11 protein-coding genes are annotated in these 15,597 nt (G+C 63.2%); 1 reads left to right on the forward strand and 10 read right to left on the reverse strand.

Annotation, left to right across the window (positions count from 1 at the left end; translation table 11 throughout):
• Positions 1 to 103 precede the first annotated feature (103 nt).
• On the forward strand, positions 104 to 1,354 hold the full coding sequence (locus tag DOM54_RS13920; protein WP_110716898.1) for a dicarboxylate/amino acid:cation symporter: 1,251 nt from the start codon (positions 104 to 106) through the stop codon (positions 1,352 to 1,354).
• Between the two features lie 124 nt (positions 1,355 to 1,478).
• On the opposite strand, the gene DOM54_RS13925 is transcribed toward DOM54_RS13920, so the two are convergent.
• The 10 genes from DOM54_RS13925 to DOM54_RS13970 all read right to left on the reverse strand — a co-directional run.
• Positions 1,479 to 1,667, reverse strand: a complete 189-nt coding sequence (locus DOM54_RS13925; protein WP_110716899.1) for a CsbD family protein — start codon at positions 1,665 to 1,667, stop codon at positions 1,479 to 1,481.
• Between the two features lie 274 nt (positions 1,668 to 1,941).
• A complete protein-coding gene (locus DOM54_RS13930; RefSeq protein WP_110602898.1) occupies positions 1,942 to 2,220 on the reverse strand; it encodes a peptidylprolyl isomerase in 279 nt (92 codons plus the stop codon).
• An 84-nt stretch (positions 2,221 to 2,304) separates the two neighbouring features.
• A complete protein-coding gene (locus tag DOM54_RS13935) occupies positions 2,305 to 2,622 on the reverse strand; it encodes a glutaredoxin family protein (RefSeq protein WP_206019111.1) in 318 nt (105 codons plus the stop codon).
• A gap of 63 nt (positions 2,623 to 2,685) precedes the next feature.
• The gene (locus tag DOM54_RS13940; RefSeq protein ID WP_206019112.1) at positions 2,686 to 3,171 is read right to left on the reverse strand and encodes an EF-hand domain-containing protein; all 486 of its coding nucleotides are present in this window, start codon (positions 3,169 to 3,171) and stop codon (positions 2,686 to 2,688) included.
• Positions 3,172 to 3,335: 164 nt separating this feature from the next.
• Positions 3,336 to 3,989, reverse strand: coding sequence for a transglutaminase-like cysteine peptidase (locus tag DOM54_RS13945; RefSeq protein ID WP_110716902.1), 654 nt, complete (start codon positions 3,987 to 3,989; stop codon positions 3,336 to 3,338).
• 79 nt (positions 3,990 to 4,068) lie between these two features.
• The gene (locus DOM54_RS13950) at positions 4,069 to 5,988 is read right to left on the reverse strand and encodes an EAL domain-containing protein (RefSeq protein WP_110716903.1); all 1,920 of its coding nucleotides are present in this window, start codon (positions 5,986 to 5,988) and stop codon (positions 4,069 to 4,071) included.
• A 13-nt stretch (positions 5,989 to 6,001) separates the two neighbouring features.
• The gene (locus DOM54_RS13955; RefSeq protein WP_162619877.1) at positions 6,002 to 7,354 is read right to left on the reverse strand and encodes a TolC family outer membrane protein; all 1,353 of its coding nucleotides are present in this window, start codon (positions 7,352 to 7,354) and stop codon (positions 6,002 to 6,004) included.
• Positions 7,355 to 7,392: 38 nt separating this feature from the next.
• Positions 7,393 to 8,796 (reverse strand): HlyD family type I secretion periplasmic adaptor subunit, encoded by a 1,404-nt coding sequence (locus DOM54_RS13960; RefSeq protein WP_110716905.1) that lies wholly within the window; start codon positions 8,794 to 8,796, stop codon positions 7,393 to 7,395.
• A complete protein-coding gene (locus DOM54_RS13965) occupies positions 8,780 to 11,002 on the reverse strand; it encodes a type I secretion system permease/ATPase (RefSeq protein WP_206019113.1) in 2,223 nt (740 codons plus the stop codon). Before DOM54_RS13965 ends, DOM54_RS13960 begins: the two co-directional genes overlap by 17 nt.
• Positions 11,003 to 11,034: 32 nt before the next feature.
• Positions 11,035 to 15,597 (reverse strand): VCBS domain-containing protein (locus DOM54_RS13970; RefSeq protein ID WP_162619878.1); only part of this gene is annotated, 4,563 nt, incomplete at its 5' end.

Raw genomic sequence — 15,597 nt, forward strand, 5'->3', positions numbered from 1 at the left:
ATACGCCATCCCATTTTCGAATGAGCGGATCGCAAAGGGTCCCGGGATGGGTAGAATGCGCGCTTTTGCCCCCGGCAATCTGGCCTGCGCAAGGAGCCCGCGAATGACAGCAACATCCTCACGTCCCAATCTGTGGCGACGTATTCCCCTGTGGCAGAAGATCATCGCCGGTCTGGTGCTGGGTGTTCTTGCCGGTGCGGTGATGGGCGAGCAGGCCAGCCTGTTCAAGCCCCTCGGCGATATCTTCATCAACGGCATCAAGATGCTGATCGTGCCGCTGGTATTCTCGACACTGGTGGTCGGCATCACCGGCATGAGGGATCCCCAGAAGATGGGGCGTGTCGGCGCTCGCACGATAGCGCTCTATCTGGTCACTACCGCCTTTGCCATCGTCATCGGTCTGGTTGCGGCAACGATCTTTCAACCGGGGGCCGGCGCCGATGCCTCGATGAGCGCGCCGCAGCAAGCGGGCGAAGCGCCCTCGCTGGTGGATATCGTGGTCGGTCTGGTGCCGTCGAACCCGCTGCAGGCCATGATCGAGGGTAACATTCTGCAGATCATCGTCTTCGCCATCGGCCTGGGTATCTCGCTGATGCTGATCGGCGAAAAGGGCGAACCCGTCGTGCGGGTCTTCGAGAGCTTCGCCGAGGCGATGTACAAGCTCACCGCCATCGTCATGGCGTTCGCGCCCTTCGGCGTCTTCGGCCTGATGGCCAACGTCTCCGGCCAGTACGGGCTGGATGTGCTGCTGCCGCTGGCCAAGGTGATCGGCGTGGTCTATCTCGCCTGCCTCGTTCACGTACTGGTGGTCTACACCGGTCTCCTGAGTCTGATCGGTCGCCTCAACCCGGTGCGTTACCTGCAGGGGATCATCGATGCCCTGGTGGTGTCGTTCTCGTCCGCCTCCTCGTCCGGCACCCTGCCGGTCTCGATTCGCTGCGCGCAGAAGAACCTGGGCGTTTCGGAGGGGGTCTCCAGCTTCGTGCTGCCGGTGGGCGCGACCATCAACATGGATGGCACCGCGATCTATCAGGGGGTCGCAGCGCTATTCGTGGCGCAACTGGTGGGGGCCGACCTCTCGATGATGGACTACGGCATGATCGTGCTCACCGGCACGCTGGCCTCCATCGGAACGGCTGGCGTGCCCGGTGCCGGATTGATCATGCTCTCGATCGTGCTGGCCCAGATCGGCCTGCCGCTGGAGGCGATCGGGGTCGTCGCGGGCGTGGACAGAATCCTCGACATGGCGCGGACCAGTGTCAACGTGGCCGGCGACCTGATGGTCACGACGCTGGTCGGCAAGAGCGAGAAAGAGCTGGACCTGGAAGTGTACAACCGGCCTGGCAAGGCCTGAGCGTCAGTCTCTGCCATCCTCTCCACACGACAGCGGCCCCGTTGAAAGACGGGGCCGCTGGATGAAGAGTCCTAGCGGGGCACTCAACGCCCGACAGACTCGGCATAGCGAGAATCCATGCTAACTAGTGGCGTGGTTTGGTGGCGTCCTTCAGATTGCCTTTGGCGGATTTGGCATCCCCTTTGGCCTGCTGGGCTTTGCCCTTACCTTCGAGTTCGCGATCCTTGGTCATCTTGCCAGCAGCTTCCTTCACCTTGCCGGCTGCCTTGTCGACCTTGCCTTCCATCTTGTCCGACTTCGAATGCGTCGTCATGGGAGCTACCTCGTTATCCGTGGATATCCTTATCCGTCCGCCGTCGTTTTCGATGCGAAGAGATGGGGAACGGCGAACGTTCCTTCAGAATAGTTCTCCGCAAGGAAGTCGAAACGGGAGATTGGTAAAGATTTGTTCTTACCGAGTGGACTTACGACGGGCGGCTATCGTGCCGGGAGGATCGTTGAGAGAGCGCGGATAAGGAAACGAAAGAGAGCCATCGATCGACGAGAGCCGCCCGGCAACAGGCGGCTCGCCGGGAAACCGGTCGCGATCAAGTGCGCGAGGTCACTTCCAGCAGATGATAGCCAAACTGGGTCTTGACCGGTCCGTGGACTTCGTTGACCGCGCCATTGAAGACGACCTCATCGAACTCCTTGACCATCTGGCCACGCCCGAAGGTGCCGAGTTCGCCACCCTGACGACCGGAGGGGCAGGTAGAGTGCTGGCGGGCCACTTCGGCAAAGTCGCTGCCGGCTTCGATCTGCTGTTTGAGTTCGAGACACTGCTGTTCGCTGTCGACGAGAATATGGCGGGCGCTGGCCTGTGCCATGACATCACTCCTGAATCTTGATCAATGGGAACCGGCATTCTACGAAAACACGCCACCCGGCGTCACCGCCGTTTTCCGTCCTGATCAACGCGCCTCGAAACGATCCGCGAGGTAGCGATTGATATCGGCGGACTCATACATCCACTCGGCCTCGCCATTTCCCTGCTCGATGCGCAGGCACGGCACCATGGTACGGCCTCCGCCCGCCATGAGCTCCTGGCGGCGCTCCGGATCTCGCTGGATGTCGCGCAGTTCGATGGGCAGCGCCAGACGCTGGATCTGATGGCGCACGCGCTGGCAGAACGGGCAACTCATGAAGTGATAGAGCGCCAAGTCCTGGCAGGCACGATCGACGGCAGTCTGCGCCTCGGCGGAGCGCTCGATGGGGGTCGTTGAGAACATGGTCTTGAACCACCTCCTGATTCGGTCATACATGAGATTTGATGCCACCTTCCCGCCTGTCGTTCAGTTGACCGGTACCGCTGCGTCGTCGCTGTCAGACGTGGTCGCCTCGCTAGCGGCATGGTCGATCGCGGCGGCTTCCTGATCGTCGATCAGTACCGGAATCACCAGCGGTGCATCGGTCGGCATCGTCATGCTCGCGGGTGGCGCCGTCTCGATCGGCGCGGGCACGTAGCGCTGGGCCGGTGGCTCGGGAGGCAGCAGGAAATCACTGGAGACCAACGGCTGCATCCGTTCGGCGTCACCTGGAAGCCGCAGGGTCGCCTGGACCAGCGGCGACGCGAACTGATCTCGAAATTCCTGACGTGAAATTACGCCATTCCCATTCGCATCCAGGGTGTGCCAGTCGCCACCCAGCCCCAGTCGTTCGACATCCAGTGGCAACAATGAACCATCTCCATCGCTGTCGGCGGTATCGAAGACATTGTCGGCACTGACCTGAGTGGGCCCCTGGGCCGCCGGCCGATCGACAACGACGTCGTGGTTCATCGTGTTCGAGGCGCAAGCCGTCAGCCATAGCATCATGGGTATCGACACGAGCCATGCCTGCGGCCGCACTGCGGTTCTCGCATTCACCCATGGGTTGAGATTCGTCGCCCTTGCCTTCATTCGTTCGTCTCCCTCGAAATTCACGCCCGATACCGACGATGGCATCATCGCCGCGGGTTCCGCAGCGAGCCGTCATCCAGCCGCTGCTGCCAGTTCTGCCACAGACTCAGCCGGCTGGATTCACCGACTTCACGCCCGCCGCCACCCAGTTTGCTGATCCAGAGATGGCTACCGTTGAAGCTGTAGATCGGCAACAGATCGTTTCGACGGGACGCCGGCTCGATCCGTTTGTCGATGTTGTCCAGCACCACCGGTGGCGTCGTCGCACTCGGTGCCCAGGTCACGACCATATGGAACTGGTCGTAGGGAATGTACTTGACGTAGTGCAGGCGCAATTGATTGTCCGATACGCCGAGCTCGCGCAGCGTCAGGTACTTGGCCATGGCGAAATCTTCACAATCCCCCGCGCCGACCCCGAGAAACTCGAAGGGCGTGGCCCAGTAATCCTCCACGTGCCAGACCTCGATATCGTCGACGAAACGCAACTGGTTGAAGAAGTCGTTGACCCCGGCCAGTTGCGTGCTCACCGAGCGTCCCTGAAGCCGATCGATGAGCACCTGCCACTGCTGGATTCGCTGCCATCCCGCTTGGCCATAGATCGAGACCACCTCCTGACGAGGCGGCAACTTCGGCAGGGCCTGGGCCACGGGCCCGAACTGGAACATGCCCAGCAGGTAAAGCAGGCCCAGCAACAGCATGCTCCATGGGCCGACGCCCCTTAGAACGACGCTCGTTACCATCGGCCCAGGCCCGGCCGACCAATCGATGCCCCCGGAGTCACTTCAATGCCAACGGGGAGATCGGGGCCAGATAGCCCTGATAACCATCGGCGCCGACCGCCTCCACCCGCTGGCGCTGCTCGTCCGACTCGACCCGCGTCACGATCACTTGCGACTCGACCTGGTGGGCCGCCATGCAAAGGCTTCTCAGGAATTCGGTATCCACCTCCTCGCGGACGAAGAAGCCCTGGTCGATCTTGACGTAATCGGGACGTAGCCTGGCCAGATAGGCCATCGCCTGAAGGTTTCTCGCGAAGCGGTCGACACCACAGCGGGCACCAAGGCGATGCGCGCTTCTAAACAACTGCTGCACGACATCGAGATGGTCGAGCGCGATCTCCTCGCTGACCTCCAGATCGAGCTTCTCGGTGACGCGAGGATGAGACTCCAGCCAGCCGATCAACTCGCGGTAACGCGCCGGTTCCGCCAGCGAGTCCGCCGTCAGGTTGATGGCCAGCCTGCCCTCGAAGCGCGCCATGTTCTCCCCCAGGCTCTTAAGGACCGCGCGATCGAGCTTCGCCCCCAACTGAAAATGGTTGATGACAGGGAGAAAGGTATAGGCCGGATGCTGTGTACCCTCCTCGTCGAGACGCACGAACACCTCCCGATGCAACTCGCTGCCATCCACCCGCAATACCGGCTGTGCGACGAAGCTGAGACTGCGCGCCTCCAGCGCCCGGTCGATGACCTGGCGCCACTCCTGTCGCCCCCGCGCCGCCAAGGTATTTTCAGGACGTACCACGACCCAGCGCTGGCGTAGTTCGATCGCGTCGCGCAGCGCGCTATCCGCCCTGGCCAGCACGCCTTCGCGAGTCATGCCTGGCTCTTTCAATACCAGGCCGGCCCGCGTGTGTTCGAAACGGGTCTCGACCAGCGGATTGGCATCGACGACATCGTCGAGACGATCCAGGGTATCCTTGAGCCACCGCTCCCGCGTCTCGTCGTCGCAATACGGCAGAATCAACGCGAACTCCTCGGCAGAGAGCCGGGCCGCCAGAACGGCACGGCCTTCCAGCTGTGCCCCCCTGAGATGACCGCCCAGGCTCCGGATCGCCTGGTCCCGAGCCTCGAAGCCGTCACGCCGGTAGAGCTCCTGCAAATGATCGATGCGCAGGATCGCCAGGGCGCCCCCCACCGGCGCCGCCAGCCACTCGTCGAGCGCGCGCGCCAGATAGGCCCGGTTACCCAATTGCGACACCGCGTCCTGCTCGGTCAGGCGTTGCAGACGGACGACCTGCTCCGCCTGCTGCTCGAACTGCTGGTTGAGCCTGGCGCCCAGCCGATTCACCGACTCGGTGATTCCCTGAAGTTCGCGGATACGGCTGGGTTCCAGCGCTTCGTCGAAACCGTCGATCTGCATGTCGGCGATTCTGCGGGAGAGCCGATTGAGCGGACCCAACAGCAATTTGAATCCCAGCGCGCAGAGCACGACGATGCCGAGCATGCCGATCGCCAGCCAGGTCAGCAGCTGCAGTGCCAGGTACCAGAGCTGATCGTAGGCGCCGGCTCGTTCCGACTCGACCCGGATGCTACCGAGCGCCGACCAGCCGCCACTGATCTCGCGCTCGCTGACGGCGTCGGGCAGCACCACCAGACGCTGGAACCACTGGGGCGTATCGCTATCGCGCCGCGAGCCGATCACCAAAGGCTCTTCCCTTCCCACGGCTTCGAGACGGAGCCGACGCACCGAGCCACCATCGGCCGCCGCTCGCATGAGTGTTTCGGCACTGGTCCAGTCGCCGATCTCGACGAACGGCACCAGGGACAGGCTCAACGCCTGGGCGAGATTGTCGACGTCGGCTTGCTGGCGCTCGGCCAGCGACGCTCGGGTCTGGTGCACTTCGATCGCGAAGATACCGGCCGAGAACAGGAACAGCAGGCCGACCATGATGGCGATCGAACGTCGAAACAGGCTCATGGAGCTCTCCTCGTCAGCCCCTTGGGCGGTCGTTGGCAGGGTTAGCCCCGGGGTAACGATCACCAGCGTCACCGATCATGGCGGTGTCCACCTGGAGCGTATCCAGCAGTTGCCCGGTCGCGGACAGCAGCCGGTAATTGGCCTGGCGTAGCGCGAACGTCGCCTGGACCTGGGCCTGCTGGGCATCATAGAGCTCGGTCTCGCTGTCGAGCATGTCGAGCAACGTGCGGCGACCGATGTCGAACTGCTTGCGATAGTTGACGCGGGTCTGTTCGCTGGCCTCGACATGACGTTGCAGGAACGGCAACTGGCTGGTGACGTAGTCGCGCGCGTTCCAGGCCAGCCGCAACTCGTCGCGGATCTCGCGCAGGGAGCGATCGCTGTCGTAGCGCACCGCACGCAGGGCGTCCTCGCGCGAGCGCATCTCGGCGGCGTCGATGCCGCCGCGATAGAGATTCCAAGACATCACCAGGTCGGCACTCCAGTCATCCGCGTCATTGCCTTCGTAATCGTAATCGCGGCTGGCCAGTCGGCTCGCCTCGGCGCGAAAGGTGGGCAGGAAATTGCCACGCTCGGCGGCGACCTCGTGCTGGGCAGCGGCGATCGAGTGGGAAGCGGAAATGACCAGCGGATTGTTGGCCGTGGCCATGGCCATGGCGGCGTCGAAGTCGCCAGGCACGCCGTGCATATCGACATCGTCCGGCAAGGTCAGGTTCTTGGGCGATTCGCCGACATAGCGGACGAAGGCGGAAACGGCGTCGTCCAGGTTGTTGCGCGCAGCGATCAGGCTCGCCTGGGCCTGGGCGAGACGGCCATCGACCTGGCTGGTATCGGTAGCCGTGCCGGCCCCCAACTCCTCACGGCGCCGGATGTCGGCCGCGATGCGCTGATGAGTGTCGACATTGCGCTGCGCCAGCTCGAGCAGGCGCTGCGACCGCAACACGTCGAGATAGCTCTGAACCGTGACCAGGCCCACCTGGTTGGCCGCCGCCGCGACCTGCCAGCGCTGGTAGTCGCTCTCGGCATCCGCCTGGCGGATACGCTCGAGCGTCGTGTTACCGTCCCAGATCAGCTGCGAAAGCGTGAGATAGGCGCGCCGATAGCTGTGGGGATCGCTGGACTGCGAGATGCCATCGGTCTCGCTCTCGTTCTCGCCATAGCCGACGCGCGCTTCCAGATCGACGGAGGGGAGATAGGCGCCCCGTTGCGCCCTGGCGTCCTCCAGGTTCTGCTGATAGCGCGCCATCTCGGTGCGCGTACTGGGATACTCCATGACAGCCTGGGTCACGGCCTCGGTCAAGGTTTGCGCCTGAGCGCTGCCGGCTAATGTCGCGATACCGGCGGACAGAACCCATCTCTTCATCATCACGCTTGTCTCACCCCGTTTCTTGTCTCGCTGCGCACTCATCGTTCACGCATCGCGCCCTGCTGCGCCCGAAGTATCGGTTTCAGCAGGTACTGCAAAATGGTCTGCTCGCCGGTAATGATATCTACCGTGGCCTGCATGCCTGGAATGATCGCCAGGTCGTCGACGCTCTTGCCCAGATGATTGCTATCGGTACGGACCGTCACCTCATAGAACGTGTTGCCCTTTTCGTCTTCTTCGGTGTCCGGGCTGATTCGCATGACCCGCCCCTTCATACCGCCGTAGATAGTGAAGTCATAGGCCGAGAACTTGACCGTGGCGGGCTGGCCTGCACGAATGAAGCCCACATCCCGCGGCGAGATCTTGGCCTGGACCAGCAGTTGGTCCTCGATCGGCACGATCTCCATCAGGCTGGCACCGGGATCGACCACGCCACCGATGGTATTGACGTTGATCGACTGCACGCTGCCTCGAACCGGCGACGTGATCAGAGTGCGATCGACCCGATCCTGGAGGCTGACGCGGCCCTGCTGGAGACTGTCGAGCTTGTTTCGTGCTTCGGTCAGGGCGTCGGCGCTTCGCGACCGGAACTGCGCGGCGACGTCCCGACGCTTGCTGATCGCTTCCTGCAACTCCGACTGCTTGGCCGGGATCGACAGTTGCGCAGACTCCAGCTCACCGCGCTGGTCGTTGACCTGACGCTGCAGATTGAGCAGGTCGACCTGGGAGACGATGCCTTCCTTCACCAGCGGCGCGGTGATACCCAACTGCTGGCGTGACAGTTGATAGCTGCGCGACAACGAATCCGCCTTGGCCCGCAACTCCTGCAGCTCCTGCTGACGCTGCTGGATCTGCGCGGCCGCCTGATCGAGCTGGGAACGCAAGCCGTTGATCCGCTCGTTGTAGGCGCTGGAGGCGGCGCTGTAGATATCCTGATTGGTGGCCTCGAACTCATCGCTCAACGGAATCTTATGGGCCGACACGCTGACCTGATCCCGCCATTCCGGGGCGTCGGGCGATACTGTGACGGAGGCGAGCTCCGCCTGGTACTGCGCCACGGAGGCCTGCAAGCCGGCCAGGGTCGAGTTGCGTTCGGCCAGGTCGGAGGTCGCTCGCGTCGGATCGATCCGCGCCAGCGGCTGGCCAGCATCGACCACGTCGCCTTCGTCGACGTAGATCTCGCGAACGATGCCGCCTTCCAGGTTCTGGATCGTCTGTAGCCGGGACGAGGGAACCACCTGCCCGGTACCACGCGTCACCACTTCGATGCTCGACAGCCCGGCCCACACCAGGAATGCGATGAGCGCGGCCAACAGCACCCAGATGATGATGCGCGAGCGCCACGGCGTTGCCAGCAGTGTCGCGGCACTGGCATCGTCGGCCAGCTCGAGCTCGCGCGCGCTCGGCCGAGGCCACTTGACGACATTATCCGCGCTGGCCATGGCGCACCTCCTGCTGGCCGTCGGCCTGAGACACTGTCGAGTTCGGTTCCGCGGGAGCCTGGACGCGACCCTCGTTGAGCGCCTTGAGAACGGTCGCCTTGGGTCCGTCGGCGATCACCCGGCCGGAATCCAGCACGATGATCCGATCGGCCACTTCCAGCATCGAGCTCTTGTGCGTCACCAGCACCAGGGTCTGGCTTCGGGGCAGGTCACGCAACGTGCGGCGCAGCATTGCCTCCGCGCGGTTATCCATATGCGAGCCGGGCTCATCCAGCAGCAGCAGCGAAGGGTTGGTCAGAATCGCTCGCGCCAGCAGCACCGTCTGGCGCTGTCCGCTGGAAAGCAGTCGTCCTCCCTCACCGATCTGGCGATCCAGGCCATCGGGATCGCGTCGGGTGAACTCGCCCACCCCAGCGATATCCGCTGCGCGCTGGACCGCCTCGTCACTGGCGTAGGGTTGGCCGAGGATGATGTTGTCGCGAACCGAGCCGAAGAACAGCGAGCTGTCCTGGCCGGCGAATCCGATATGCCGGCGCACGTCCGCGGGATGAATCTGGTTGATATCGAGCCCATCGATTCGCACGCTGCCCGCGGTCGAACGATAGAGACCGCTCATCAGCCGCTCGACGGTGCTCTTGCCGGCGCCCATGCGGCCGATGATCGCCACCCGCTCTCCCGGTTCGATGGTGAACGAGACGTCGGTCAGCACTTCCGGGGACTGCTCGCCGTAACGAAAACCGACGTGATCGAACTCGATGCGCATGTTGAGCTTGTCGCGATGGACGTAGTTCTTGGCCTTGTCGACCTCGTCGGGCAGGTGCATGATCTGGTCGATCGCCGCCATCGCACTGCGGGTCTGACCGAACCGCGTGATCAGCAGCGCCATCTGCGCCAACGGCTGCAGGGCACGGCCGGTCAGCATCACGGCCGCGATCAGCCCGCCCATCGACAGCTCGGCGTTGCCGATCAGGTAGACCCCGAGCACCACCAGCGCCACCGTAGAGAGCTGATTGACCGACATGGTCAGCGACGAGACCGAGGTCGAGAGATTGCGGCTCTTGACGCCCCACTTGGCGATTTCTCCGACGGCCCGCTCGTAGCGGCGTTGGGTCTCGCCCTGGGCATTGGCGAGCTTGATGCTTTCCAGCCCGGCCACGCTCTCCACCAGCCGTGCGTGCTTTTCCGTCGCCAGGCGCGAGCCCAGTTCGATCGAGCGCTTCAGTGGCCACTGGATGATGACGCTATAGCCGATCAGGATCAGCAGCGCGACGATCGGCACCCATACCAGCGCACCGCCAACGATCCATATCACCAGCAGAAACAGAATCGCGAACGGCAGATCGACCAGGGTGGTCATGGTCATCGAGGTAAAGAAATCGCGAACGGAATCGAACTCCTGCAGATGCTTGACGAAGGCACCCACCGATACCGGGCGCGCTTCCATCCTCAGATTCATCACCTTGGCGAATATCTTGGCCGACAGCAGCACCTCCGACTTCTTGCCCGCCGTATCGAGAAACCACGACCGGACCTGACGCATCAGAAGGTCGAAACCGACGACGATCGCCATCCCCGTCGCCAGCACCCAAAGCGTATCTAACGCCAGGTTCGGCACCACCTTGTCGTAGACGTTCATGGTGAAAAGCGGTGCCGCCAGGGCGAACAGGTTGATCAGTAACGAGGCGATCAGAACGTCGCGATAGATCGGTGTCGAGAGCTTGAGCGTCGACCAGAACCAATGCCCTTCGGCGAGCTTGACCGTCTCCGGGGCGCGAGCATCGAACCGATGTTCCCGACGAGCGTAGATCACTTGGCCGGTGGCCTGTTCGATCAGCGATTCCATGTCGACGGTCTGGGTGCCTTCCGCTTCCGGCAGGTAGACCGTCGCCTGTTGGCGCTGGGCATCGCGCGCCAGCATCACTACGGCACGCCGCCCCTGCAGGATCACGATGCAAGGCAACAGGATATCGGCCACGCGATCGGCGCGCTGACTCACCAGCTTGGCCGAGAGCCCCGCTTTCTGCGCCGCTCGCGGAACCAGCGACAGCGTCAGCCTGCCGTCGTCCAGCGGCAAGCCGTCGCTGATCACATCGGCCGATTTCGGCGTGCCGTGATGGCGGGAGAGAAAGACCAGCGCACCCAGTAGCGGGTCGATCTCCTTCTCCCCGGCCGGATCCGGGCGAAGCGGTGTCGGTTCATCAACCAAACCAGTGGTCTCCTGTCATTCGGCGGCCATCCTCAGCCGTCGAGATTCGTCTTGAGGTTGCCGTGATCCAGCAGCGACTTGATGATTTCGGTATCCGAACCGCCGAGGGTTGTCATGTCGACGTTACTGAAGACGATCTTCTGCGTCACGGCACCGTCCGGGCCACCTGTCTTGATCTCCAGCGTCGAGCCACCGCTGGTGGCGGTGCCCGGCGCGCCGCCGGCCTCGCCCTTGACGAAGTGCAACTGCTGAGCCGCCAGTGAGGCCAGGTCGGCGTTGGAAAGACTCGAGTTACCGATGTCGAGCATATCGGAGAGGTCGAGCCGATCACCGCCATCGCCGCCCTTGAAGTCGGTGATGCGATCGACCGCCGGGGCGCTCGGGGCGCCCTGATCGCCCCGCATCCAGGCAAAGGTATCGCTGCCGTCGCCGCCCGTCAGAATATCGTTGCCCTTGCCACCTTCGAGACGGTCGGCGCCAGCGCCGCCGTCGAGCGTATCGTTGCCGGCGCCACCGGCCAAGGTGTCGCGACCGGCACCGCCACTCAGGGTATCGTTGCCCTCGCCCCCGCGCAGGATATCGTTGCCATCGCCGCCGGTGAGGATGTCATTTCCCCTGCCGCCGATCAGTACGTCGTCGCCCTTGCCACCATTGAGCGTCGCGCCGCTGTCGTTGGCCATCAGGGTGTCGTTGCCGTCGCTGCCGGTCAGCGTTTGCCCGCGCTGATAGTCGACGGTGACCGCCGCCGTGTCGATGGTGCCATCACTACCGGTGAGCGTGTAGTCGGTCCTCAGCGTCGTGGTCATGTCGGCGGCGTTGGCATAGCCGATCTTCATCGACAGGTCGTAGGTTTCGGCACCATAGCCGTCGAGTAGCCCCGAGCCGCTATCCTTCACGTTCATGACGGCAACGGTATAGCTCCTGTCGGCGCCGCTCGTATTGGTAAAGGTGCCGCCGTTGGCCAACGCGCTGAAGTAGTTATCTCCGGCGCCCCTATAGGCCAGCGCTACACTGCCAGCGACGTTGGTCGCCAGGGTCAGGGATTCGCCGGCACGCAGGGTCAATGTCATGAGATCGTTGGCATTGCTGCCGAATCCCGACAGCCAGTTGCCGCCGGCCAGACTACCGCGCACCACGGTCGCCGCGGTGTTGGCTGCCTGGGCAACGGTGGAGAAGCTGCCGCGATCGAGGGTGAAACTGTCGACGCTGCGCTTGTCCTGAGTCTGTACGCTGGCCGCGGTGAAATCGGACGCACGATCCTTCCAGCCGGTGGTCAGCGTCAGCCCGTTGGTGGTCGCCGTACTACCCGCCGCAATGGCGTCATTGGCGAGCAGCACGTCGGCACCGATGCTCAGGCTCGGGCTCAGGATATTGGTGATGATGTGGTCGTCATGCGCCGAGGTCACGCCGTTCTTGACGTTGATGTTCATCACCCCGCTGGCGGTGTCGCCGTCGGCATCGCTGAGAGTGTAACGAATGGCGTCGGTACCGAAGCTGCCCAGCTTCGCCGTGTAGCGATAGCTGCCATCGTCCATGTCCATGGTCAGCTTGCCGCCCAGCTCGGTGGTGACGCCGAGCTTGTGCGAGCTACCGTCGTAGGTGTAGGTGGCGCCGCTCGACGAGGCGCTGACAGCGCCGCTGCTCTTGTCGAAGGCGTAGGTCACGCCGTCGACCACCAGGCTCTTGATGTAGCCACCATCCCCGCCGAGTGACGACAACCCATGCGCGGTACCACTCAACAGGCCATCCTGCAGCAGCGGCATCTGCACCGTCCTCGCGACCACGTCATCGAGCGCATTGAGGTCGCGGATGATCATGGCGTCGGTATCGTCACCGGTGCGGCCATCGTAGGCTACCGGATTGAGATAGGTCTGACTCACGTCACCACCGATACCCAGCGCCAGAGAGTCGATGGCGTTCTTGCCGAGAAAAGCCTTCCAGGCCGCCTCTTCGCTGGCATCGATACCGTCGCCCCGATTGACATCCACGGTATTGCCCGGATTGGCCTGTGATGCCGTCGGATAGGCGCTCGACAAGGTGGGTTCGCCATCGGAGAAGAAGTACGAGACGTTCTGCACTTCACCGGTCAGCTTACCGCTGCCGTTCCAGGCAGTCTGGGCATTGCTCAGCGCGTAATCGTAGTTGGTACCGCCATTGGCCTGCAGTGCGTCGACGGCCTTGAGCGCATCGGCGACCGTCATCCACTGCTTGGGCGAGCTATCAAGCTGATCGGAGAACGGTGCCAGCGCCACCTTGACGTTACCGATGTCGTCATAGCGACCGAGCATCTCGCGAATCGACTGCTGCAGCACCTGCAGCCGCGTCTGTTCGACACCATCCACCGTGACCCTGTCATTCATGCTGCCAGACGTATCCACCACCACCAGCACATTAGTGTTGATCGCCCCCTGCACGAAGTTGACGTCACGCGTGCTGGCTACCGGCGAGTCGTCCTCGACAGTGACGCCGATGCTGCTGTTGGCGCTCAAGCTACCATCGCTGACCTTGACCCCGAGATTGAAGCTCAGGGTATCTTCACCGCTCTTCGGGTGATCGATGCCGGCTTTCAGCGAGACCTGATACTGGCCGTTGGCGTCGATGGTGACGCGAATCACCTCCTTGCCACCGGCCGAGCCGATCAGCGTGCCACTGTTGCTGCCACTCCAGGTGATCGCGGTGCCACCCGAGGTCAACGCCGTGGTCGGCGCCATCAGTGTATAGGTCAGCTTGTCGCCATCGACATCGGTGGCGACCACACGGCCACTGGCGGTCGCTGAATCGGTCGTGTCGGACGTGCCCTGGGTATCCGGCGCACCACCCGGCAACCCCTCTTCGGAGACAGTGGCGCTGTAGCCCTGCGCCACGATCACCGGCGCATCGTTGACCGCATGCACGGTGACAGGAATGGCCACGCTGGTGGTCGCGCTGTCGCCGTTGCTACTCTCGGTCGACGTGACCGCGGCGGTCAGGTTGATCGTGCCGTTGTAGTTGGCCGCCGGTTTGAGGGTCAGCGTATTGAGATTCCAGCCGCTCAGATCCACGCTTGTGCTGCCGCTACCGCTGCCGCCGACGAAAGTATGGCTGCCATCGCTCAACGTCGCGCCTGCCGGAATACCGCTCAGCCGGACGCCGCTGAGCGTCTCCGAGCCATCGGTGTCGGTCAGTGCTGTGGCGATCTTGGACAGATGGATCACCGAGTCCTCGTCACCTTCGTTCATGGCGTAGAGCTGGTAGTAGCCATTGCCATGGCCATCGCTGCCGAGCAGCCCGGAGTGGTTGACGTTGGCGGCGTCGAGCGCACTGACATCCTGCATCAACACGTAGTTGGCAGTGTTGAGAGGCTGCGGGGCACTGCCGTTGACGCCGACGTTGAGGCTGTAGTTACCCGCGCCGGCCTGGTTGTGATGATAGAGATCCAGGGTGTAGTAACCGCTCACGGTGGGCTGGAACGAGCCCGAGTAGGCACCAGCGGAACCGCCCCAGGTCGCCTGGGCGACCACGTTGCCGCCGACCAGCAGGCGAATACTGTCATCGCCGACCCCGCTGAAGGCATAGGTCTTGCCCGCTTCCAGATACATCAGGCCAGAGAGGTGCGTCCCAGTGCCAGCGGCGACGTTGCTATTGACGGCATTGGTGGTATTGCCACTGCTCGCCGGCGTGCCGGCAGCGTCGATCGTCGACTGTAGAGTCGCGGGGTTGGCACCATTGCCGTCGGTGCCCAGCGCCAGATTGGCAAAGGTTTCCTTGAGCAATCCGCTACCGTTGGCGCTATTGCCGCTCAGCGTCAGCGAGGGCGCATCAGCCACTGCCGTGACATTGATCGTGGCTGTCGCCGGCGTGGCGTCCTTGCCACCCTGATTGTCGATAGCCGTGTACTTGAGCGAGGTGGTACCCGACCAGTTGCCATCAGGCTTGAAGTAAACCGTCGCGCCATTGTTGCTGGCTGACAGCGTCGCACCGGCGGCCAACTGCTGGGTGCCCGCCGCATCGCTGTAGAATTTGCCGTTGGCCCCCAGAGCCGTGAGCTGGAAGCTCGCGATCGTGCCATCGGCATCCGTACCCGATAGATTGACCGCGATCAGGGGTGACGGATCTTCACTACCCGTGACGCTGACATCGCGTGCTTCCGGCAGCTCGTTGGTACCCGCGATAGTCACCGAGATTGTCTTCGTCGTGCCATCGAGAGTGGTCACGGTGAAGCTCTCGACCTTGCTCTCACCTGCCTTCAGATACTGCACGGCACTGTTGGCCACGCTGTAGCTCCAGTTGCCTCCAGCGGTGATGGCGAGTGTACCCAGGGTGCCGGCGGCAGCACTGGCATGACCCGGCACGAAGGCACTCTGCGCATAGTCAGCATCGGTGACCGTCAAGGCGCCGTTTGTCGTCAGATTACCTGCGGCGTTGACGTTGGTGTCCTCGATCACCGAGCCGGTGTCGGCACCAGTGATGACCGGTACGTCATTGGTACCCGTCACCGTCACGGTCAGCGTCGAGGTGGCAGTGCCGCCTTGGCCGTCGCTGACGGTGTAGCTGATCTGGGTGGTGTCGGTCTGACCCGCGGCCAGGCGATCGAACGCCGTGCCCGGATTGAAGCT

Origin of the sequence: Salinicola acroporae, from assembly GCF_003206615.1 — a bacterium.
Taxonomy (GTDB): domain Bacteria; phylum Pseudomonadota; class Gammaproteobacteria; order Pseudomonadales; family Halomonadaceae; genus Salinicola; species Salinicola acroporae.

Excerpts from the sequence above, each read along its gene's own strand:
- DOM54_RS13925 (WP_110716899.1), bottom strand. The coding sequence starts at position 1,667 with ATGACGACGCATTCGAAGTCGGACAAGATGGAAGGCAAGGTCGACAAG.
- DOM54_RS13955 (WP_162619877.1), bottom strand. The coding sequence starts at position 7,354 with ATGATGAAGAGATGGGTTCTGTCCGCCGGTATCGCGACATTAGCCGGC.
- DOM54_RS13935 (WP_206019111.1), bottom strand. The coding sequence starts at position 2,622 with ATGTTCTCAACGACCCCCATCGAGCGCTCCGCCGAGGCGCAGACTGCC.
- DOM54_RS13945 (WP_110716902.1), bottom strand. The coding sequence starts at position 3,989 with ATGCTGTTGCTGGGCCTGCTTTACCTGCTGGGCATGTTCCAGTTCGGG.
- DOM54_RS13930 (WP_110602898.1), bottom strand. The coding sequence starts at position 2,220 with ATGGCACAGGCCAGCGCCCGCCATATTCTCGTCGACAGCGAACAGCAG.
- DOM54_RS13920 (WP_110716898.1), top strand. The coding sequence starts at position 104 with ATGACAGCAACATCCTCACGTCCCAATCTGTGGCGACGTATTCCCCTG.
- DOM54_RS13960 (WP_110716905.1), bottom strand. The coding sequence starts at position 8,796 with ATGGCCAGCGCGGATAATGTCGTCAAGTGGCCTCGGCCGAGCGCGCGC.
- DOM54_RS13950 (WP_110716903.1), bottom strand. The coding sequence starts at position 5,988 with ATGAGCCTGTTTCGACGTTCGATCGCCATCATGGTCGGCCTGCTGTTC.
- DOM54_RS13940 (WP_206019112.1), bottom strand. The coding sequence starts at position 3,171 with ATGAACCACGACGTCGTTGTCGATCGGCCGGCGGCCCAGGGGCCCACT.